The following is a 19,638-nucleotide window of genomic DNA, read 5'->3' as shown; positions in this document are numbered from 1 at the left end:
CTCAAACCTGTCTGGAGGAACGGATGCACGATCGCAGGCGTTTCAAGTGGCGCGCGGGCAATGCGGTACAACTGATCGTGGATGGCGAGCAGTTCTTTCCGGTCATGCTTGAGGCGATCAGGCACGCCAGTCACAGCGTGCTGATGGAGTTTTACCTGGTGTCCTCGGGCCAGGTCATGGATCGTTTTATCATTGAGATGATCGCGGCGGCACGGCGTGGCCTGATGGTCCGTCTGATGATCGACGGCTTTGGCGGTCGCAAGCTGTCGGAGCCGGACCGTTTGCGGCTGGAGGCGGCGGGGGTGGTGATCCTGGTTTACAACCCGCTGAAATGGAGCAAACTGACGCAGAACTTCGCCCGTGATCATCGCAAGTTGATGATTGTCGACCAGTCCCGCGCGTTTATCGGCGGTACCGGTCTGACGGACGAGTACTGGCTGTCCGAACACCCGGGCTGCCCCTGGCACGAAGTCATGTTGTCGCTGCGCGGCCCGGTGGTGTGCGATCTGATCGCGCTTTACAATGCGCTCTGGCAGCGCTGTACGGCGACACGCCTGCCGCCGGGCGCGCAGGGAGCCGAGGTGGGCACGGCGCTGATGAAGGTCTGTACCACCGAGGGACTCTACCAGCAGGGGATCAAGCTGAGTTTTCTGAGCCAGGTGAACCAGTCCCGCGAGCGTATCTGGCTTGCCACCGCCTACTTCATGCCCTCGCGCTCGCTGCGCCGGGCCCTGCGCCGGGCGGCGCTGCGGGGTGTGGAGGTGAGGCTTATCCTGGCGGGGCCTTATACCGATCAGCCCTGGGTGTTTCATGCCTCCAAGCGGTATTATCAGCGCCTGCTCAGTGCCGGCGTGAGGATTTTCGAGTATCAGCCCCGGTTTCTGCATGCCAAGGTGGGGGTGGTGGATGACTGGAGCTCCATCGGCTCCTGTAACCTGGATCACTGGAACCTGCGCTGGAACCTGGAGGCCAATGTTGAAATTCGGGAGCCGCAGTTCGTTGACCAGGTGACGGCCATGCTCGATGCGGATTTGCAGCATTGCAGCGAGGTGACCGAAAAAGCCTGGCATGCGCGGCCCTGGCATCGCAAAATCCGTGAGTATATTTGGTCATTGATCAGTCAGATTGTGTTGAGAATTCGATAATGAGGATGTGGCTATGAAAACTGTTTCAGGTTCTGTGGCTTTGGTGCTCGGTTCTGTATTGCTGGCAGGCTGCGCCGGGCCCAGCCTGACCGGCACCACCTACTCGCGCTCAGAAGCGCGCCAGGTGCACTATGTGCGCTATGGCGTGGTGGATTCGGTAACGCCGGTGGTAATCGAGGGGCGTACCGATGGCGTGGTCGGCACGGGGGCTGGCGCCATTGTGGGAGGCATCGCCGGCAGCAATGTGGGGGGCGGCAGTGGCCGTACCGTGGGGGCCGTGCTCGGTGCAGTGGCTGGCGGCATGCTGGGCAACAAGATAGAGTCGTCCGCGACCCGCAAGCAGGGCCAGGAAATCACCGTGCGGCTGGATAACGGCGAAACCCTGTCGCTGGTTCAGGAAGTGGACGGCGGTCAGTTCTTTCGTCCTGGTGAGCGTGTGCGTCTGCTCGAATCATCCGGTGCTACCCGCGTCGCGTACTGAGCCTTGCCAGATTGGCCGAGGGTCACTGCGGTGGATTTTCGGCCCAGCCGGTTTTTTACTGGTACAGGGGGATTTTACTGTGCTATGTTGAAGCTACCTTTGTCGGAAGGGAGGGCTTAGCTGAGTGTTATCGACAATCACAGTTCCATCTCCGAATGGTCTTCAGACCATCAGGCATTAGCAGTAGTGCTTCCGTACGTATCAAGGCAGGTTCTGTAATACAGACCTGCCTTTTCGCGTTCTGGGTCATAGTCCGGTGCGCTCGGGCCGGGGAAGCAAGCCGGCCAGATAACAAAAAACCTCGCCAGATCCGCTCTGGCGAGGTTTTTTCGTATAGGTGAGCAGGCCGTGCCGGCAGTTGCAGCACAAACCGCATCCCTGGTCATCTGTTCCCGACGATGACAGTATTCCCTCCCTGGAGGTTCACTGAAAACCGCTCCTGCGTTTTCAGTATTCCCACCATCCTTGGAGGTTCACTGATTATTGCTCCCGGCAAAATCACTATTCCCTCCCTCCCTGGAGGTTCACTGTCATTTGTTCCCGACAATGACAGTATTCCCTTCATCCCTGGAGGTCACTTTTCAGGGGAGTGGAAGACCAGGTAGAGATCGACCAGGAGTTCCGGGATCTGGCGCACCATTTCTTCGCACAGGCGCTTGTCGCGGCGGATCTGCTTGAAGTCATCTTCTTCGAACAGGTCCGAGGCAACCATGATCGGCAGCAGCAGTTCGGCAACCTGTTCTTCGCGCTCGGGGCTGAACCACAGCTCCTCGTGCAGGAAGACGCCTTCCATGAAAGCTTCGGCCCAGAGTGTCAGCGGAGCGATGCCGGTTTCCTTGTCTTCCTCGTCGAGCTCCAGGGTGGTATCGCAGGGCAGGTCGACTTCTTCATCGCTGTAGAGGTCACTGCCGATAGACTGATACCACTGGCGCAGCAGACCGGCAATTTCGGCGCGCTGTGCATCGGATTCCCATTTGGGCTCTCCGTCGAGCAGCAGTGCCAGCCATTCGGCCTCGGGCACGGGTTCGGGACTGATGCTCAGGGCGCAGAAAAGTCCGTGAATACCGATCAGATCGAGGGACTCTTCGGAGACGGCGTCTGAGAACAGGAATTCCTCGAGTCGGTCCAGCTCTTCGTCATTGAGTGGCTGGGCAATAGGGGGCATTGACATGGGGGCTGTCCAGATTCCGGTTTGGTTGGGGCGATTCTACCGCCTAAGGACTAAAAGAGGTAAGTATAAATTGAAAACAGCTGCGTCTGGCCGGCGACGCGCTGGCATCTTGCACGGGGAATTCAAGTGACAGGGCGCAGGCCTTGCCGGATAATGCCGGCCCATGATGGAACACGCACTTAGGCTACTGAAAGACGTTTTTGGTTACGACCAGTTTCGCGCCCCCCAGGACGAGGTCATCCGCCGGCTGGCCGGCGGCCAGGATTTGCTGGTGGTGATGCCGACCGGTGGCGGCAAGTCACTCTGTTACCAGCTGCCCGCGCTGCTGCGCGAAGGCACGGCGGTGGTGGTGTCACCGCTGATCGCACTGATGCAGGACCAGGTCAGCGCGCTGTCGCAGTGGGGCATCCGGGCCGGCTGCCTGAATTCCGCGGTCAGTTTTGACGAGCGCAGCCGCACCGAACAGGCGCTGCGCAACGGCGAGCTGGACCTGCTCTATATCGCTCCCGAACGGCTGTTGCAGCCGCGCACGCTGGACCTGCTGTCACAGACGCCGCTGGCGCTGTTCGCCATTGACGAGGCGCACTGTGTGTCGCAGTGGGGACACGATTTTCGGCCCGAGTACCTGCAGCTCAGCCGCTTGCGCGAGCGCTTCCCCGGTGTACCGCGGATTGCCCTGACGGCTACCGCTGACGGTCGTACCCAGCAGGAAATTGTCGAGCGCCTCGAACTCAACCAGGCCACGCGCTTTATCCAGGGCTTTGATCGCCCCAATATCCGCTATCGTATCGGTCAGAAAGACAAGGCAAAGGATCAGCTGCTGCGCTTTCTGCGCGATGAACATCCGCAGGATGCCGGTGTGGTGTATTGCCTGTCGCGCAAGAAGGTCGAGGATACGGCCGCCTTCTTGTGCGAGCGTGGTTTCAATGCGCTGCCTTACCATGCCGGCCTGTCGACGGAACTGCGGGCCCACAATCAGCACCGTTTCCTGACCGAGGAAGGGCTGGTCATGGTGGCCACCATTGCCTTTGGCATGGGAATCGACAAGCCCAATGTGCGTTTTGTGGCGCACCTGGATCTGCCCAAGAGCATCGAGGCCTACTACCAGGAAACCGGCCGCGCCGGGCGCGATGGCCTGCCCGCTGATGCCTGGATGGTATACGGCCTGCAGGATGTTATCTTCCTGCGCCAGATGCTCGAAGGCTCCCAGGCCCCCGAACAGCAGAAACAGATTGAACGCCAGAAGCTCGAAGCGGTGCTGGGTCTGTGCGAAATCACCAGTTGCCGGCGCCAGACGCTGCTGGCGTATTTTGGCGAAGCGGACCATGCGCCCTGTGGCAACTGCGATACCTGCCTGGAACCGGTGCCGGTATGGGATGGCACCGAGGCGGCGCGCAAGGCGCTGTCGGCGGTGTACCGTTCGGGGCAGCGTTTTGGCGTTAATCACGTTATCGATATTCTGCTGGGCAGCAATAGTGAAAAGCTGCGTGAACGGGGGCATGAGCGCCTGTCCACCTTCGGGATTGGCAAGGATCTGGACCGCAACCAGTGGCGCTCGGTTTTCCGCCAGTTGGTGGCGCGGGGCTTTCTGGGGGTGGATGGCCAGGGGCACGGTGTGCTGCACCTGACCGAGGCCTGTCGAGGGGTGTTGCGCAGCGAGCAGACGCTGGAGCTGCGGCTTGAATCCCGTACCCAGAGCCGCTTTACCCGCAGCTCCGTACCCCAGTCCAAGCTCGAAGCCAGCGACTATGCCCTCTGGAATGACCTGCGTGCTGCCCGCAAGGCGCTGGCCGAAGCCCAGGATGTTCCGCCCTATGTGATCTTCCATGATGCCACGCTAATGGAAATGGTCATGCACCGACCGCTGAACGATGTTCAGCTGCGCCGGCTTAACGGGGTGGGCGAGCGCAAGCTGGAGCAATACGGGCGCCAGTTCCTGGCCGTGATCGAGCAGCATGAGCAGGCCGGGCAGACGCAGCCTGCGGCCTCCGACGAAGCCCTGTTGCTGTTTCGCAGCGGCATGACGGTGGAGCAGGTGGCATTGCAGCTCAAGTTGTCTGTCAATGCGATCTTTGGGCAGCTGGCGCGCGCCATTGCGCAGGGCCAGCTCGACATGGCCGAGGTGGTCGAACTGCCGGACGCGGAAGTACGTCACATCCAGCAGGTGATGCTGGAATGCGAGCGCGATTTCGGTGCCGCGCTCAAACCCGTGCATGAAGCCCTTGGCGGTGCCTATGAGATGGGCCTGCTACGCTGTGTTCGGGTGGGCCTCAGCCTGGATCGCTGAGTGCAAGGGCAGCGGTGCCTGCGACAGGCCCGGGCACGGAGCGCAGCGTGGAGGGAAGGGACTTATGTTGAGCGCGCGTACTTTTCGGCGGTTGCGCATTTCAGTCTTGCTGCTGATTTTGCTGGTGGTGTTGCTGAATACCTGGTTGTCCCGAGTTCGTTCTACCGACTGGCAGGATTCCCTGTGGGTTGTCGTGTATCCGCTCAACAGTGACGGCCGTGCGGATACCCAGCGTTATGTCGAATCCCTGGGGGCGGAGCAGTTTTCCGCTGTCAGTCAGTTTTTTACCCGGGAGGCGCAGCGCTACGGTGTGCCACTGGAGGATCCGGTAATTGTTCAGCTGGCAGACCAGATGGCGCAGCAACCGCCGGAACTGGCGCAGAACCCGTCGCGGTTTGAGAGCGTTCGCTGGAGCCTGGCCATGCGCTGGTGGGCCTGGCGCCATGATAACTGGGTCGGGCCCGCCCCTGATGTGCGCATTTTCGTCCGCTACCATTCGCCGCAGGGCCGGGATTCCCTGGCCCATTCCCTGGGATTGCAAAAAGGACTGATCGGGCTGGTGAATGCGTTCGCCGACGCGCGTTATGAGGGGCAGAATGCCATGGTGGCGGTGCATGAGCTGTTGCACACCCTCGGGGCTACCGATAAATATGATCCCGCCAGTGGCTACCCGCTCTGGCCCGACGGTTTTGCACAGCCGGGCAAGGTGCCGCGCTATCCTCAGCTGCAGGCTGAAGTCATGGCGGGCCGCCTGCCATTGTCTGAACATCAGGCGGTGATGCCGCAAACGCTGGATGACGTGGTTTTGGGGCCGCTATCGGCCGCCGAAATCAACTGGCGCTGAGGCTGTCGCCGGGTCACCGCAAGGCAGGTGCAGGAGCTGTTGGGCGCAGTGGCTGCGAAACGGTCTTGACTTGGGTATAATCGGCGCCTCTTCAAATTGCGACCGATGCCAATCCATGAGCGATATCCTGTACCCAGAGGTCCTGAGCGATCCAGTTTCTTGCGCAACCCCGGCCGAACCGCTGTCAGCGCCCGCTGATCCAGAGGCTGAACCGGCTGATAATGCATCGCCGGCGAGCAGTGCCGAGCGCAAAACGAAACTGCGGCTGAACAAGCTGCAGAAGCGGCTGCGGCGCGAAATGGGGCGGGCGATCGAGGACTTCAGGATGATCGAGGATGGCGACCGCGTGATGGTCTGCCTGTCCGGTGGCAAGGATTCCTACACCATGCTGGATATTCTGCTGAATCTGCAGAAAAGCGCGCCGGTGAACTTCGAGCTGATCGCCGTCAACCTGGACCAGAAACAGCCCGGTTTCCCCGAGCACATCCTGCCCGCCTACCTGGATCAGGTCGGTGTTCCCTATCATATCGTTGAGCGCGATACCTACTCGATCGTCAAGGAGCTGGTACCCGAGGGCAAGACCACCTGTGGTCTGTGTTCACGCCTGCGCCGTGGCACCCTGTACGGCTTTGCCGATGAAATCGGTGCCAACAAGATTGCCCTGGGGCATCACCGTGACGATATTCTGGAAACCTTTTTCCTCAACATGTTCTTTGGCGGCAAGCTCAAGTCCATGCCGCCCAAGCTGGTATCCGACGATGGCAAGAACATGGTCATCCGGCCGCTGGCCTATTCGCGGGAGAAGGACATTGAAGCCTATAGCGGACTTAAACAGTTTCCCATCATTCCGTGTAACCTCTGTGGCTCCCAGGAGAACCTGCAGCGCCAGGTGATCAAGGACATGCTGCAGGGCTGGGATCGCAGCCATCCCGGCCGTATCGAAACCATGTTCAGTGCCCTGCAAAATGTGGTTCCCAGCCATCTGGCAGATACCCAGCTGTTTGATTTTGCCAATCTGCAGCTGGGCTTTGCCCATGGTATTGCGACGCCTGGCGACGACTCGGAAACCGCTGAACTGCCGGGCGGGCGCATCGATATACTCTCGCTCTGAGGCTTGAGCGCATTGAATGTCATGTTGGCGCTTGCCAGGCGCTGATACCTGCCAGGTTCGGCTATGCTGGAGGCAGTACAGTCTTTCGATGTCCAGCGCTATGCTGCTGGCATTGCTGGGCGCAACTGTGCGAATACGGTACTCGCGCCGTGCTACAATTTGTGCTGTTTTGCGGGTGAGGCGGCTCAGGCAGCCGTCGGGGTGGCGTTTGAATCCGAATATGTGTGATCAGGGACAGGAGAGGGCCTCGCGATATGAGTGACAACCAGGATAGTCCGGGCGCTTTGCTCGATACAGTGCGCGAACTGCGGGGGCTGCTGCTGGACTATATTGCCGGCGGCCCTGCACGGGCACCTCGGTACAAGGTGCTGCGCGACGGCCTGATGGCCGATGCCCAGGTGAACGGGCACGTACCAGCGCTTGTGCTTGAGCACGAAAACCTGAATGACCTCTGGCAGTTTATGAAGTACAAGTCGGCCAGCAAGGTCGAGCGACAGGAGCTTATCCGCAAGCAGTTTGATGATCTGGCGCGTTCGCTCAGCGGCGCGCCTGCGGTTGCCGCCCGGGACTTTGAAGCCATCCCGGTAGAGAAACTGTTCAAGGGATGGTACCGGCTCAGTCAGGACACCCTGGAACCGCAGCGCTTGCTGAGTACGGCCCGCAAGATCGCCGTGCAGGTATGCAGCTCCATTGTGGATGCACATTATCATTCCGGGGAAATTCGCGGCGGTAACGATGACCTGACCCAGGTATTCGGCATGACAAAGGACGTGCTTTTTGCCTGCAGCACCCGCAATGACCAGCAACTGATCGTGACCGATGTGGTCGCCGGCGCGGTGGCGTTACTCAAGTCGTTCGAGGGCATTCAGGAACGCATCACCCTGCCGGCACTGGATGAGCAAAGCCGCCTGCAGCTGGCCCGCATGGGGGTTGATGCCGTCCTGTCCGCCGTCATGTCGCTGCTGAGTTGCTGGTATATGCTGCAGCCCTCATCACCCCAATCCTGAGGCGATCGCCTTCGGTTCATGCGCCCTGCGACAGATCGTGACAAGCGCTGTCCGGGCGGCAATAATGTGCGCCTTCTTTCGATCAGCATGGCGGGTCCGCCACGTCGCCGGATGAGTCGGCGTCGGGCCTGTGCAAAGCGATGCCTCGCATACCCAGCAGAATGAGGATGGATGTGAAACAGATCAGTTTGGCAGCACTGGCGGCTTGCCTGCTCGCCGGCTGCGTGGCGAACGCGCCGGTGCCTGCGCAGCCCGATGCCCCGGTCCCCGCTGCTCCAGCGGGTACGGGCGAGGCGGCAAAGGCCGATGCGCCAGCGGCCCCCCCGACCGGCGCTGGCAAGCGCAGTGATGCCCAGGCGGCGGGCGACGAGGTGTTGCAGCGCAATCTGGATACTCTCGCAAACCGGCTGACCCTGGTGCAGGAACAGCTCATCCAGATCAAGGCACAGGGTGCAGACCTGTCCGTGCAGTCTGAAACCGCGCTGGCGCGCCTGCAGATGCTGACGGGCACGCCAGCGCGTGGCGGTGATGCCGGGGCGGACGTTACCGCCAGCCCGGAGGCTGCGCCGGAACAACTGGCCAGCCTGATTGATCAGCTCAGCCAGATTGCCAATGAATTGTCCCTTGCCGCTGTGGGGGATCGCTACCGTATTGCGGCCGATTACACCGACGGCGGGCAATGGGTGCTGATTCGTTACGACCGCTTCACGGGCGAGTCCTGGCTCGCTGACCAGGGAAGCTGGCAGCCGCTGCTGGAGTCCGGGGCGCTGGAGTCCTCGGACTACGAAATCCAGCTCAGCGGGGCTCGAGCGGACAAGGATATCAAGGGCTATGTCGCCGCCCGGCTCGACCGGCGTACGGGCGACAGCTGGTGGCTGAAGCAAAATACGTGGCAGAAGTTCGATTAATGAGTACGCACGATTACCGGGACCTGACCCGACTGTTTAATACGCTGTTTGAGTGCAGCTTCAATACCGTGCTGGTACGCGGCGAGGGGGAGCCGGAGTACCTGCCGGCTGACGCCCGCTGTGCCCGCCACCGCATCATTTTTGCCCACGGTTTTTTTTCCAGTGCACTGCATGAAGTGTCCCACTGGTGCCTGGCCGGTGCACAGCGCCGCACCCAGGTCGATTTTGGTTACTGGTACAAGCCTGACGGCCGCACTGCCCAGGAGCAGGCGCTGTTCGAAACTGTGGAAGTGAAGCCCCAGGCGCTGGAGTGGATATTCTCCGTTGCCTGCGGCCACCGCTTTCATTTCAGTGCCGATAATCTGTCGGCCGACATCGGCGCCAGCCGCGGCTTTGAAGCCCGGGTACAGCAGCAGGTACTGCACTATCTCGAGGCCGGTTTGCCGGCAAGAGCGGACATGCTGGTGGAGGCGTTGCAGAGTTTCTATGGTACGGACCCGCTGCAACCTGCGTCTTTCAGGTTAGAGCCCCGGCCCGCAACGTTGCCACACCCGCTTGAGCAGGGCCTGGCAACGGCCTGAGACCGTCAGGCTGTTGCGCTCAGAGCCTCTTGTTAGTGGCTGTGAGCGCTGCCGTCATGTTCGTGCTGTTCGCTCTGGGCGGGCTCTGGGGGCATTGTATGAGTCCCATGCTCATGCAGCGCCTCTGAGGCTTCGGCGTGTGCCTTGTGGGTCCCGTTGTCGCCGGACATGACCGTTTCGTCCGCCGGGGAGCGGACCGGCAGCGTCAGCTGCAGTTGCTGCCCGTCACTGAACGAGAGGCTCAGGTTCACCTTGTCGCCGACGTTCAGGGGCTGCCTGAGATCGATCAGCATCAGGTGGTCACCACCTGGCTGCAGCCGGTATTGCGCCCCCGGTGCTATTTCCACCTGTTTTGCCGCGCGCATGCGCATTATGCCGTCCTGCTCCCGGGTCTGGTGCAGTTCGACGGTGCCTGCGCTGTCCGATCGGGCGCTGTTCAGCTGTACCGCCCTGTCGGCACTGTTTCTCAGGGTCAGGTAGGCTGCGCTGATGCTGTGGCCGGGAGGGACGGCACGCACGTAGCCGTCGTGTGCCTGAACCTCGGCGAAAGCGGTGGGTGCGCACAGCAGACTGGCCAGCAGGCCAAGGCGGGGCAGGGTTGAGTGCCGTAATGGTGATGACATGACTGAATTCCTTGTGCGGGTTAGAGCAGCGCGCGCAGCTTGGCGGCCAGCTCGTCGGGGTTGATTGAATCACTCAGTACCTCAAGCAGCTGACCGTCGCCATCGAGCAGGTACAGGCGCGAGCTGTGATCGACCGTGTAACCCAGTGCAGAGCCTGCCTGTTCACTGATACGGTAGTAGGCGCCGTAGCTTTGGGTGATGGCGTCGATTTGCGCCCGGCTGCCCGTCAGCCCGACCAGGCTGGGGTGAAAAAAGGCACTGTAGGCGCTCAGAGCCTCAGGCGTATCCCGCTGGGGGTCGACGCTGACAAAGATCCCCCGTACCCGTGTCTGCTGGTCTTCATCGAGGCGGCGAAAGCCCTGTGCCATCACGGCCAGCGACGTGGGGCAGACATCGGGGCAGGAGGCGTAGCCGAAATAGAGGACGCTGGGATAGCCCTGAAAGGTCGCCAGCGTAGCGGGTCCGGTGGCTGATACCAGACTGAAGTCGCCGCCCAGGCGGCTGCCCTGGGCTTGCCCGGTTGGGGTTGGGCGCAGCAAAATGGCACTGGCGATACCGGCCAGCAGCAGGATGCTCATGATGAGCAGGATGCGCAGTGTTTTCAGGTTATGGGTCATTGGGAACTGAACTCAAAGAGGGCGGTAATGGGAGTGGCCGCTGCTGTGGCCTCGACGCGTACCTGCCATTGCATCAGCTCGGTGGTGCAGATGGCAAGTTCGGTTGTGCCGTGCCAGAGTCCCGGCGAGTCGGCGGATTTTTCCAGCGGGATGCGGTTGATGCCCATGTACATGTCCCGTCCCTCCAGCTGAAGCCATACGGCTTGGGCGGGAACGGCCTTCAGCTGCAGGCTGAACTGCACGGTACTGCCGGCCTGCGCGGGTCCCGAACTCAGCGCCAGCGTCATGGACTGCTCGGCGGCACGGCTGCTGCAGGGGCCGGCGGAAAGGTCGCAGCCCGGTTCTGTAATCAGGTCAGGTGGCTGCGATGATGCCAGCAGGCGCGGCAGCAGCAGCGCCGAGGCCAGCAGGCAGGCGGCCAGTAGCAGCATCAGCAGTGTCCGTGTCCCGGGTGTTGTCTGTAGTGGTGTCTGTGGTGGCGTTGCAGTCATATCCGGCTCGTTCAGGGCACATGCGCATTCTAGGCCAGCGCCGGCTCCTTGTCCCTGTGGCTGAATGTCGCAGGGAGCCCGGCACTCAGGAAGCCAGAGTACCAGGCTGCAGGGATGCTCAGGCGGGCTCGATGCAGCTTTGCAGCTGCTGTTCTATCCGCTCCCAGTCCAGTGCCTCGGGTGCGATAATCTCGACGCGGGAGTCCCGCCGCCAGGCGATCTTGTCGATATCGTGGCTGTCCAGTACGCGGTTGTAGAATACCCAGACATAGCCGATGCGAAAGGCACCCTTGATGCGCAGCGCACCGTCGAGGTGGTTCAACATGCTTTCGAGCCTGTCATAGTCGAACACCTCGTCTTTATGGAACACCCAGCCGCAGCTGACAAAGTCCGTGCCCTGGCCGGTACGACGCACGGGTTTGCCGACAGCGGGTAGCAGCAGGGGCTGCAGCGGATCGGGCGCCTGGCCCTGTTGCTGGTTGTGGCTGTCCGGAAACTGCGCGGCCAGGGTGTCATTGCGGATCAAGTCCAGCAGGGAGATATCAAAGCGGCCATGCCGGGCCTGTTCAATGCGCTGCTTGGGCGGGAACAGGCCCTGGAGTCCCTGCATCGCCTTGTCGACCAGGGTCGGGGCGGCGAGGTCCAGTTTGTTCAGCACGACGATGTCTGCCAGATTGAGCTGATCCTGGAATGTCTCATGGGCCATGACCCGCGGGTCCTCAAGCAGCTGCGGATCCAGCAGGCAGATGATGGCGCGCAGGTCCAGCACGTCCTTGAAACTGCCACCTTGCAGTGTATCGATAATGCCTTCCGGGTGGCCCAGCCCCGTGGGCTCGATAATCAGGCGCTGGGGCCTGGCACTGCGAATCAGGGTCGCGAGACCGGCGCGCAGGGCCGGTCCCAGGGCGCAGCAGATACAACCGCCGGCAAGCTCCTTGATATGCAGGCCGTCCTCGTCGGGCATGGCGGCCTGGTCGACGCCAATCTGACCGAACTCGTTGACCAGCACAGCCCAGCGTTCATTGGCGGGTTTCTGGGCGAGCAGGGCATTGATGGCCGTGGTTTTACCGACGCCAAGAAAGCCTGTAACGATATTGACGGGGATCTTGTCTGCCATCCAATAATTCCTTGTGCTGTGTATTTTATGCGTGACCTGTCGGCTGGGTGTCAGCCTTTTTGCGTGAAGGCAGCTGTGCCAGCAACATGCCCGCAAGCATCAGGGCACAGCCGGCCAGGGCTCGGGCGGTCAATTCTTCATTCAGCAATAGCCAGCCCCCCAGGGCGGCAAATACCGCCTCGAGACTCATGATAATGGCGGCGTGGGATGCCGGCGTGTGTTTCTGTGCATAGACCTGCAGGGTATAGGCGACCCCGACCGACAGCAATCCGGCATAGGCGATGGGCTGCCAGGTGGCCATAAGGTTGGCGAGGGTGAAGCTGTCCTGCTCGTAGATCAGTGCGACGACAAGGCACAGCAGGGCACAGATGAGAAACTGAATAATTGACAGCCGCAGTCCGTCCAGGTGGGGCGCAAGCTTGCCGATGATCAGGACATGGCCGGCCCAGAATGCCGAACCAACCAGTACCAGCAGGTCACCGCGGTTGATGATCATGGCGTCATTGATGCTGAGGAAGTAGAGCCCGGCCAGCGCGAGGGAAGCGCCGGCCCAGATGCCGCGGTTGACTGCCTGCCCCATCAGACGGGCAGCCAGGGGGACCAGCACTATGTACAGACCGGTGATAAAGCCGGCGTTACCGGCGGTGGTATAGAGCAGTCCCGCCTGCTGCAGGGAGGCGCCGCAGAACAGCAAGGCGCCCGCCGCCAGGCCACCGCGCAGCAGCGGGCGCAGGCTGGCCTGGCCGGCACGGGCACGGAATATCAGCGTCAGTGGCAGCAGCGACAGGGCGCCGAGCAAAAAGCGGGCGGCATTAAAGCCGAAGGGCCCCAGGTGATCCATGCCAAGGCGCTGGGCGACAAAGGCAAGGCCCCAGATGGCGGCTACCAGCAGCAACAGCAGGTTGGCTTTGAGTCGCAGGTCATGCATGGCGCCGCCGTCTCTCGATCCGTGAAAGGGCGCTAGGGTATCGCCGAGCGCCGCTGGCGTAAACCGGTTAACGCAACATTAGCCGCTCATCTCGTGGCCGGGGATGCAGTATATGGATTAAACACTTATAGTGTTTTAGGAAGTTCTCTGCTGTGCCTGCGGAGCCATTGACGGCGATGCTGGCACCGTTGCCGGGTTGGGCTTCCGTAATCGGGGACCGGGATGCATGTATGACCGATAGTTTCAGGCCATTGCGCCTCACGATGCTGATCTTGTCGCTACTGGTATTATTGTCCGTCGTTTCCTACGGCTGGTTCAGCTGGAAGGACGTCCGTCGCAGCGTGACGCAGGAGCTGCATCAGCAAAACGCGACCTTTATTGATCAGACTGAAACCTTTTTTCGGCTGCAGGAACAGCTGCTGCTGTCGGTCGGCCAGCCGCTGGTGCAGGACAACAGGTTGCGCCGCTCGGAGTTGCAGGCAGCCCTTGATCGCCTGTCCGGCACTGTGCCGCAAATCCGCGGCCTCGCGATACTCGATCGCCGGGGCGAACTGTTGCTGGGCGTGGGTGCCGATGTTGCGCCGGATATCAGTCTGACCTCCAGCGACGCCATTACCCAGGCGCGCTATACCGAGCATCTGAAGTTGGGTGCAACCTTTGTGGATGCCGGCTCGGACGCGCTGCTGCCGGCCTTTCTGGCGCTGCCTGATGCGGATGGCAATGTGCTGGCCCTGGTGGTGGCGCTGTACAACGTCAACGGCAAGAACTCGATCTGGCAAAGCCTGCAGCGCCGGCCTGGCACCCGCCTCTGGCTGTTGGCCGACGATGGCAAACTGCGCTATGCCTACCCCATGACGGGGGGCATACTGCGCGATCTGGCAAGCAGCAAGGTCGACAGCCAGACGCTTGGCGAGCTGCGTCAGCGCGGTGGTTATGGCATGAGTGGCGATGCCTTCTCGCTGTCGCTCGATGGCGAGCCCGTGGTTGTGCAGACCCAGCTGCTGCCCCAGTACCAGTTTGTCTCCGCCGCTTTCCTGCCCATGAGCCAGATGTTCTGGCTCTGGCTCGGCAAGGTACAGTCCGTCGGTATCGTGGTGGCGCTGTTTCTGCTTGTGGCACTGCTGGTCTATCGCCTGATCTGGCTGGCGGGTACGCGACTGGTGAATGATCGTGTCGCCGCCGAGGGCAACCTGTTGAAATTGTCCCAGGCCATCGAGCAGAGCCAGGACAGCGTTGTTGTGACCGACAGCAACTGGTGTATCGAATATGCCAACCGTCGTTTTGAGGGCGATGTCAAACAGGACGAGGCGCGCCTGAAGGGGGTGCCAGTGACGAACTTTTCGCCCCATGACATGCTGCGCGACGATCTGTCACAGATACAGGGCAAGGTGCTGGACAACGGCAGCTGGTATGGTGAACGGCAGCGGGCCGGCACCGCACAGTGGTATGAATTTTCGATTTCGCTGGTGGAAATACCCGACTCGGACAATGTCAGCTTTATCCTGATTGGCCAGGATATTTCCGAACGCAAAGCCGCCGAGTCGCTGCTCTATCAGCAGGCCAACTTCGACTCTCTGACGCAATTACCCAACCGGCGGCGTGCCAGTGAGCTGATTACCCAGGCGCTGGAGCAGGCCTGGAATGACCGCGCGGAAGTCGCGCTGCTGTACCTGGATCTGGATAATTTCAAGCAGATTAACGATACCTTTGGGCATTTGTTTGGTGATCAGGTGCTGATCAGGGTCGCGCAGCGGTTGCAGCAGGTTTTGGGCGAGGATGGCCATCTGTCGCACATGAGTGGCGATGAGTTCCTGATTCACTTCGGTTATGCCAGCAGGGTGCAGATCGAGCAGCAAGCCGGCCGCATTCTCGAAGCCTTTCGTACCCCCCTGCAGCTGCAGGGCAAGAACCTGAGCATGTCGATCAGTATCGGTATTTCCTGCTACCCCACAGACAGTCCGGACGTGCAGGGCCTGATGCGCGACGCCGACCTTGCGCTGTACGAGTCCAAGCGCTGCGGTCGCGGGCGCTTCACCTTCTTTGACGCTGAGCTCGACAAGCGCATGAAACGCCGGCTCGAACTGGAGCATCAGTTGCCGCTGGCGGTGAAAAACGGCGATCTGTATATGGTGTACCAGAGCAAAAACTCCATAGAGAGCGGCGAGATCCTGGGCTTCGAGGCCCTGATGCGGCTGGATTGCCGCGCCCTGGGTACGGTGGGGCCGGACGAGTTTATCGAGGTGGCGGAAGATACCGGGCTGATCGAGGAGCTGGGGCGTTTCGCGCTGAGAAAGGGCTGTGAGGACCTGGCCCGGTTCCAGGCCATTGGTGGCCGCTCCCTGACCATGGCGATCAATGTCTCGGTACGCCAGCTGGTGGATGATTCCATTGTCAGTTATACCCGGCAGATGATTGCCGACAATGGCATCGACCCGACCCAGCTGGAACTGGAAATCACCGAATCACTGCTGGCCGAAAACCTGGCCCAGGTGATGCCGCGCCTCGAGCAGCTGCGCGCGCTCGGCCTGTCCCTGACGATCGACGATTTTGGTACCGGCTACAGTTCCCTCGGTTACCTGACCCGCTTTCCGGTGGCGACACTGAAGATCGACAAATGCTTTGTCGATGACCTGGTCAAGAACGCCAATGATGCCACCGTGGTGCGTACCATCATCCAGATGGGCCATGCGCTGGGGCTGAAAGTCGTGGCCGAGGGGCTGGAAGACGAGGCCCAGTGGCGTATGCTGCGCCAGTTTGGCTGCGATATCGGCCAGGGCTACCTGTTCTCCAAACCGCTGGACTACGGCCAGGCCGAACGCCTGCTGCAGACGACAGCCAAGATACCGCTGTTGCGCCCGGCCCGCGAGGGTCATTGAGCCGGCCGGGCACTGAGCGGTGACCGCTGTGCTGGCGCCAGGACGGCTTTATCCGCCAGCCGCTGGCAGCAGCTGGCCCCTGGTGCGTCTCAAGTCGCCGCTCAGGCGTGTTCGATCAGGGCTCTGAGTTCCGGAATGCAGGAGCCACAGTTGGTGCCGCAGCTCAATACCTTGCCCAGGGACTCCACCGATGTGGCACCGCCCTTCATCGCCTGACGAATGCGTTTTTCTCCCACCTGGAAACAGGAACAGATGATCGCCCCCTGGTCGGGTGCGCCCTCGCTGGCCCGGCCGGACAGCAGCTGCATGCGCTCCTTGCTATTGAGCGTGCGACCCAGCTGCGTTGCCAGCCAGGCTGGAGGGGGCAGTTCGGCATCACAGCTGGCCATGAATACCCACAGCAGGCGCCCGTCGCGAAAGGCGGCGGCACGGTAGTGATTGGCGTGGCTGTCCAGCATCTCGATCAGGTCGGCACTGGCGGGCAGCCAGCTCCTTGCCCAGTCTGACCAGTCCGGCCTTTCAGTGAAACCCGCCAGCGCATAGCGCTCGCCCTGGGCCAGGGTGACGCGGCTCCAGTAGTCGCTGGCCGGTGTGTCGATGCTGTCCAGGCTCAGCAGCATGCCCTGCCAGCGCGGACGCAAGCCCAGCAAGCGCACCGGGCTCTGCTTCAACTCCGGCTGCCCGGAGACCGGGTCCGTCACGGCGGCCACCAGGGCATCGACACAGCCGTGGGAGGCATAGCGGTCGTTCCAGTGGATGGGGGCGAAGACCGACCCCGTCTGCTGCTGATTGCTGATGCGTGCGCGGCCAATGTACTCGGCATTGAGGGCCGCAAGGCTGACCAGGTCACCGCCGCGAATGCGCAGGCGCTGGGCATCCCGCTGACTGATTTCGACATAGGGTTCGTCGCAGTGATCCAGCAGGCGCGGGCTGCGCGCCGTGCGGGTCATGGTGTGCCACTGGTCGCGGCTGCGGCCGGTATTGAGTACGAAGTCGCCATCTTCGCGCTGTCCGGCCGGCAGGCGCGCCTCGATCGGCAGCAGGCGGGCGCGGCCAGTGGGCGTAAAGAAACGCCCGTCTGCGAACATGCGCGCCGTCCCTTCGGGGCGGGTTTCGGTCACCGGCCACTGAATGGGTGCAAGGGCGTCGTACTGGGCGCGGGACAGCTCGGCCAGGGCGGAGATATCGAAGTCGCGGCTGCCCTGGTTGCGATAGCCCGACAGGCGGGCGTGCTCCTGAAAGATGTCGGCCGGGTGGCGGTAAGCAAAGGCATCACCAAAGCCCAGCCGGGTGGCGACATCGCAGAGGATCTGCCAGTCGTGGCGGGCCTCGCCCGGCGCCTGCAAGAAGCCGCGCTGGCGCGAGATGCGTCGCTCCGAATTGGTGACGGTGCCGTCTTTCTCGGCCCAGGTCGTGGCCGGCAGCAGCACATCGGCCAGCGCCGTGGTGTCGGTGTGCTCGACACAGTCGCTGACCACCACCAGCTCGCATTGCTGCAGTGCGCGGCGCACCTGGGCCGAATCCGGCAGGCTCACCGCCGGATTGGTGCCCATGATCCAGACCGCCTTGACCTCGCCGCGCTCGATGGCCTGGAACAGGTCCACCGCCTTCAGTCCCGGTGTTGTTGCCAGGCGTGGCGCCTGCCAGAACTCGGCCACCGTTTCCAGGTGCTTCGGGTTGTCGAATTCCATATGGGCCGCCAGCTGGTTGGCAAGACCGCCGACTTCGCGTCCGCCCATGGCGTTGGGCTGGCCGGTGATGGAGAACGGGCTGGCGCCGGGCTTGCCGACACGTCCGGTCGCCAGGTGGCAGTTGATGATGGCGTTGGCCTTGTCGGTACCGGAGGACGACTGGTTAATGCCCTGGGAGTAGAACGTCAGGCTGCGTTCGGTGCGGGCGAAACGCTCGAACAGCCACTGCACATCGGCAGGTTCCAGACCGCAGTGGGCGGCGGTGGTGATCAGGTCCGGGCACTGGCGCTGGGCCTGGGCCAGGGCAGCATCAAAGCCTTCGCAGTGCGCGTCGATATAGGCGTGATCCAGGGCGTCTTCCCGGGCCAGGTAGCTCAGCAGGCCGTTGAACAGAAAGGCATCGGTGCCGGGTTTGAGGGCCAGGTGGCGGTCGGCCAGGTCGCAGGTGGCCGTGCGTCTCGGGTCCAGTACCACCACCTGCATCTGGGGGCGGGCCTGCTTGGCCCGTGCCAGGCGCTGATACAGGATGGGGTGGGCCCAGGCGGCGTTGGAGCCGGTCAGCAGCACGAGATCGGCCTGGTCCAGGTCGTCGTAGCAGGCCGGTACCGTATCGCTGCCAAAGGCGCGTTTTTGGCCGGCGACCGCCGAGGACATGCACAGGCGCGAGTTGGTATCGACATTGCCGCTGCCGATAAAGCCTTTCATCAACTTGTTGGCGACGTAATAGTCTTCGGTCAGGATCTGGCCGGACAGGTAAAAGGCTACCGAATCCGGGCCATGCTGATCAATCAGGCGGGCGAAGGTGTCGGCGACCTTGTCCAGTGCTGTATCCCAGTTGACGCGCTGACCCTGAATCTGCGGGTACAGCAGGCGACCTTCGGTGCCGGCGGTCTCATGCAGGGCCGAGCCCTTGACGCAGAGGCGGCCGCTGTTGGCCGGGTGCGAGGTATCGCCACTCACCGCAATCAGACGGTTGTCGAGGCTGCGGGCCTCGACGCCGCAGCCGACGCCGCAGTACGGGCAGGTGGTCAGGGTGCTGGACTCGGTGTTATGTGTCATAAGGTTTTCCGCTAGCCGTGTCGTTCAGACCTGGGTGTATGGGGGCGTGGGCAAGGATACGCGCCCATTGCAAACGGTCGCGCATAAAAAAACGCCATCTCCCGCCAGGTGGCAGGAGATGGCGCCATTGCCAACTTCCACGTCAGGTGCCGCCCCGGTGAGAATGGAATCTCTTGGGAACGGCGCTCTTCGCTCTATTGTGTTAGGTTATGCGAAGTTCATGCCAGTTTGTTATTTTTCCCGAAATGCCCGTGGCATTGGCGTTTTCAGGTGTTGACCGCAGCAGTGGACGGCCTGCTGCGGTGCAATAGGTGCCGTTTGAGTGCGTAGCGCGCCCCGGCTGCCCCTTAACGGGGCATGGGGTCAATCAGCAGCACATCGTCCTGCAGGCAGACCTGCCAGGTGGCAAGTTTTACCGTCTCGTCTTCAAAGCACTGACCATCGACCAGGCTGAAGCGCTGCTTGTACAGCGGCGAGGCGACCACCGGCATATCGGCGATGGAGCCGACGATGCCGCGGGACAGCACGTTGGCCTGACCGAAGGGGTCGTGGTTGTCGATGGCGTAGACCTGCTCGTCTTCGGGCAGGTAGAACAGCGCCACCTGGCGGCCGTCCACCAGGGCGCAGACACCGCTGTTGGGGACCAGATCAGCTTTGCTGCACAGGGAAATCCAGTTCGTGTTGGTCGTCATTGTTTGATT

At 61.9% G+C, this 19,638-nt stretch carries 17 protein-coding genes; 9 read left to right on the top strand and 8 right to left on the bottom strand.

Translation table 11 applies throughout. The features are described from left to right. Positions 1 to 23: 23 nt before the first annotated feature. Positions 24 to 1,145 carry a phospholipase D-like domain-containing protein gene (locus KDW95_RS08180; protein WP_255855789.1) on the top strand — a complete coding sequence of 374 codons (1,122 nt, stop codon included), beginning with the start codon at positions 24 to 26 and terminating at the stop codon, positions 1,143 to 1,145. A 13-nt stretch (positions 1,146 to 1,158) separates the two neighbouring features. Further along, positions 1,159 to 1,626 (top strand): glycine zipper 2TM domain-containing protein, encoded by a 468-nt coding sequence (locus KDW95_RS08175; protein WP_255855788.1) that lies wholly within the window; start codon positions 1,159 to 1,161, stop codon positions 1,624 to 1,626. Positions 1,627 to 2,200: 574 nt separating this feature from the next. Here the strand turns inward: KDW95_RS08175 and KDW95_RS08170 are convergent. Further along, complete coding sequence (locus tag KDW95_RS08170; RefSeq protein WP_370646679.1) at positions 2,201 to 2,797, bottom strand: YecA/YgfB family protein; 597 nt, start codon at positions 2,795 to 2,797, stop codon at positions 2,201 to 2,203. A 163-nt stretch (positions 2,798 to 2,960) separates the two neighbouring features. Between KDW95_RS08170 and recQ the strand changes: the two genes are divergently transcribed. The 6 genes from recQ to KDW95_RS08140 all read left to right on the top strand — a co-directional run bounded on the left by recQ (position 2,961) and on the right by KDW95_RS08140 (position 9,535). Then, the gene (recQ, locus tag KDW95_RS08165; RefSeq protein ID WP_255855787.1) at positions 2,961 to 5,084 is read left to right on the top strand and encodes a DNA helicase RecQ; all 2,124 of its coding nucleotides are present in this window, start codon (positions 2,961 to 2,963) and stop codon (positions 5,082 to 5,084) included. A 64-nt stretch (positions 5,085 to 5,148) separates the two neighbouring features. Then, positions 5,149 to 5,928, top strand: coding sequence for a hypothetical protein (locus tag KDW95_RS08160; protein ID WP_255855786.1), 780 nt, complete (start codon positions 5,149 to 5,151; stop codon positions 5,926 to 5,928). A 115-nt stretch (positions 5,929 to 6,043) separates the two neighbouring features. Further along, entirely contained in the window at positions 6,044 to 7,039 is a 996-nt protein-coding gene (gene ttcA, locus KDW95_RS08155) for a tRNA 2-thiocytidine(32) synthetase TtcA (RefSeq protein WP_255855785.1), read from the top strand. 254 nt (positions 7,040 to 7,293) lie between these two features. Beyond that, a complete protein-coding gene (locus tag KDW95_RS08150; RefSeq protein WP_255855784.1) occupies positions 7,294 to 8,046 on the top strand; it encodes a hypothetical protein in 753 nt (250 codons plus the stop codon). Positions 8,047 to 8,213: 167 nt separating this feature from the next. Then, a complete protein-coding gene (locus KDW95_RS08145; protein ID WP_255855783.1) occupies positions 8,214 to 8,954 on the top strand; it encodes a hypothetical protein in 741 nt (246 codons plus the stop codon). Then, a complete protein-coding gene (locus tag KDW95_RS08140; RefSeq protein WP_255855782.1) occupies positions 8,954 to 9,535 on the top strand; it encodes an elongation factor P hydroxylase in 582 nt (193 codons plus the stop codon). Before KDW95_RS08145 ends, KDW95_RS08140 begins: the two co-directional genes overlap by 1 nt. A 32-nt stretch (positions 9,536 to 9,567) precedes the next feature. On the opposite strand, the gene KDW95_RS08135 is transcribed toward KDW95_RS08140, so the two are convergent. The 5 genes from KDW95_RS08135 to KDW95_RS08115 all read right to left on the bottom strand — a co-directional run bounded on the left by KDW95_RS08135 (position 9,568) and on the right by KDW95_RS08115 (position 13,311). Beyond that, complete coding sequence (locus KDW95_RS08135) at positions 9,568 to 10,158, bottom strand: copper chaperone PCu(A)C (protein WP_255855781.1); 591 nt, start codon at positions 10,156 to 10,158, stop codon at positions 9,568 to 9,570. A 20-nt stretch (positions 10,159 to 10,178) separates the two neighbouring features. After that, positions 10,179 to 10,775 carry an SCO family protein gene (locus KDW95_RS08130; protein ID WP_255855780.1) on the bottom strand — a complete coding sequence of 199 codons (597 nt, stop codon included), beginning with the start codon at positions 10,773 to 10,775 and terminating at the stop codon, positions 10,179 to 10,181. Further along, positions 10,772 to 11,266, bottom strand: coding sequence for a hypothetical protein (locus KDW95_RS08125; protein WP_255855779.1), 495 nt, complete (start codon positions 11,264 to 11,266; stop codon positions 10,772 to 10,774). The genes KDW95_RS08130 and KDW95_RS08125 overlap by 4 nt, the downstream gene beginning before the upstream one ends. A 118-nt stretch (positions 11,267 to 11,384) precedes the next feature. Beyond that, on the bottom strand, positions 11,385 to 12,383 hold the full coding sequence (locus KDW95_RS08120) for a CobW family GTP-binding protein (RefSeq protein ID WP_255855778.1): 999 nt from the start codon (positions 12,381 to 12,383) through the stop codon (positions 11,385 to 11,387). A 25-nt stretch (positions 12,384 to 12,408) separates the two neighbouring features. Next, on the bottom strand, positions 12,409 to 13,311 hold the full coding sequence (locus KDW95_RS08115; protein ID WP_255855777.1) for a DMT family transporter: 903 nt from the start codon (positions 13,309 to 13,311) through the stop codon (positions 12,409 to 12,411). Between the two features lie 230 nt (positions 13,312 to 13,541). Here KDW95_RS08115 and KDW95_RS08110 point away from each other — a divergent pair, with 230 nt between their 5' ends. Further along, positions 13,542 to 16,187 (top strand): bifunctional diguanylate cyclase/phosphodiesterase, encoded by a 2,646-nt coding sequence (locus KDW95_RS08110; RefSeq protein WP_255855776.1) that lies wholly within the window; start codon positions 13,542 to 13,544, stop codon positions 16,185 to 16,187. Between the two features lie 101 nt (positions 16,188 to 16,288). Here the strand turns inward: KDW95_RS08110 and KDW95_RS08105 are convergent, their stop codons facing one another. Together KDW95_RS08105 and nirD are read right to left on the bottom strand one after the other, a co-directional pair. Then, the gene (locus KDW95_RS08105; RefSeq protein WP_255855775.1) at positions 16,289 to 18,937 is read right to left on the bottom strand and encodes a nitrate reductase; all 2,649 of its coding nucleotides are present in this window, start codon (positions 18,935 to 18,937) and stop codon (positions 16,289 to 16,291) included. Between the two features lie 347 nt (positions 18,938 to 19,284). Next, entirely contained in the window at positions 19,285 to 19,629 is a 345-nt protein-coding gene (gene nirD / locus KDW95_RS08100; RefSeq protein ID WP_255855774.1) for a nitrite reductase small subunit NirD, read from the bottom strand. Positions 19,630 to 19,638: the final 9 nt, after the last annotated feature.

The organism is Marinobacterium rhizophilum, from assembly GCF_024397915.1.
In the GTDB taxonomy this organism is placed as follows: Bacteria; Pseudomonadota; Gammaproteobacteria; order Pseudomonadales; family Balneatricaceae; genus Marinobacterium_A; species Marinobacterium_A rhizophilum_A.
This window is presented reverse-complemented; position numbering and strand designations above follow the sequence as displayed.

Bases quoted from the DNA above. Each gene is read 5' to 3' on its own strand.
- KDW95_RS08110 (WP_255855776.1), top strand. From the start codon at position 13,542: ATGACCGATAGTTTCAGGCCATTGCGCCTCACGATGCTGATCTTGTCG.
- KDW95_RS08120 (WP_255855778.1), bottom strand. From the start codon at position 12,383: ATGGCAGACAAGATCCCCGTCAATATCGTTACAGGCTTTCTTGGCGTC.
- KDW95_RS08140 (WP_255855782.1), top strand. From the start codon at position 8,954: ATGAGTACGCACGATTACCGGGACCTGACCCGACTGTTTAATACGCTG.
- KDW95_RS08145 (WP_255855783.1), top strand. From the start codon at position 8,214: ATGGATGTGAAACAGATCAGTTTGGCAGCACTGGCGGCTTGCCTGCTC.
- KDW95_RS08135 (WP_255855781.1), bottom strand. From the start codon at position 10,158: ATGTCATCACCATTACGGCACTCAACCCTGCCCCGCCTTGGCCTGCTG.
- KDW95_RS08175 (WP_255855788.1), top strand. From the start codon at position 1,159: ATGAAAACTGTTTCAGGTTCTGTGGCTTTGGTGCTCGGTTCTGTATTG.
- KDW95_RS08170 (WP_370646679.1), bottom strand. From the start codon at position 2,797: ATGTCAATGCCCCCTATTGCCCAGCCACTCAATGACGAAGAGCTGGAC.
- KDW95_RS08115 (WP_255855777.1), bottom strand. From the start codon at position 13,311: ATGCATGACCTGCGACTCAAAGCCAACCTGCTGTTGCTGCTGGTAGCC.
- KDW95_RS08160 (WP_255855786.1), top strand. From the start codon at position 5,149: ATGTTGAGCGCGCGTACTTTTCGGCGGTTGCGCATTTCAGTCTTGCTG.
- recQ (WP_255855787.1), top strand. From the start codon at position 2,961: ATGATGGAACACGCACTTAGGCTACTGAAAGACGTTTTTGGTTACGAC.
- KDW95_RS08130 (WP_255855780.1), bottom strand. From the start codon at position 10,775: ATGACCCATAACCTGAAAACACTGCGCATCCTGCTCATCATGAGCATC.
- ttcA (WP_255855785.1), top strand. From the start codon at position 6,044: ATGAGCGATATCCTGTACCCAGAGGTCCTGAGCGATCCAGTTTCTTGC.
- KDW95_RS08180 (WP_255855789.1), top strand. From the start codon at position 24: ATGCACGATCGCAGGCGTTTCAAGTGGCGCGCGGGCAATGCGGTACAA.
- KDW95_RS08105 (WP_255855775.1), bottom strand. From the start codon at position 18,937: ATGACACATAACACCGAGTCCAGCACCCTGACCACCTGCCCGTACTGC.
- KDW95_RS08125 (WP_255855779.1), bottom strand. From the start codon at position 11,266: ATGACTGCAACGCCACCACAGACACCACTACAGACAACACCCGGGACA.
- KDW95_RS08150 (WP_255855784.1), top strand. From the start codon at position 7,294: ATGAGTGACAACCAGGATAGTCCGGGCGCTTTGCTCGATACAGTGCGC.
- nirD (WP_255855774.1), bottom strand. From the start codon at position 19,629: ATGACGACCAACACGAACTGGATTTCCCTGTGCAGCAAAGCTGATCTG.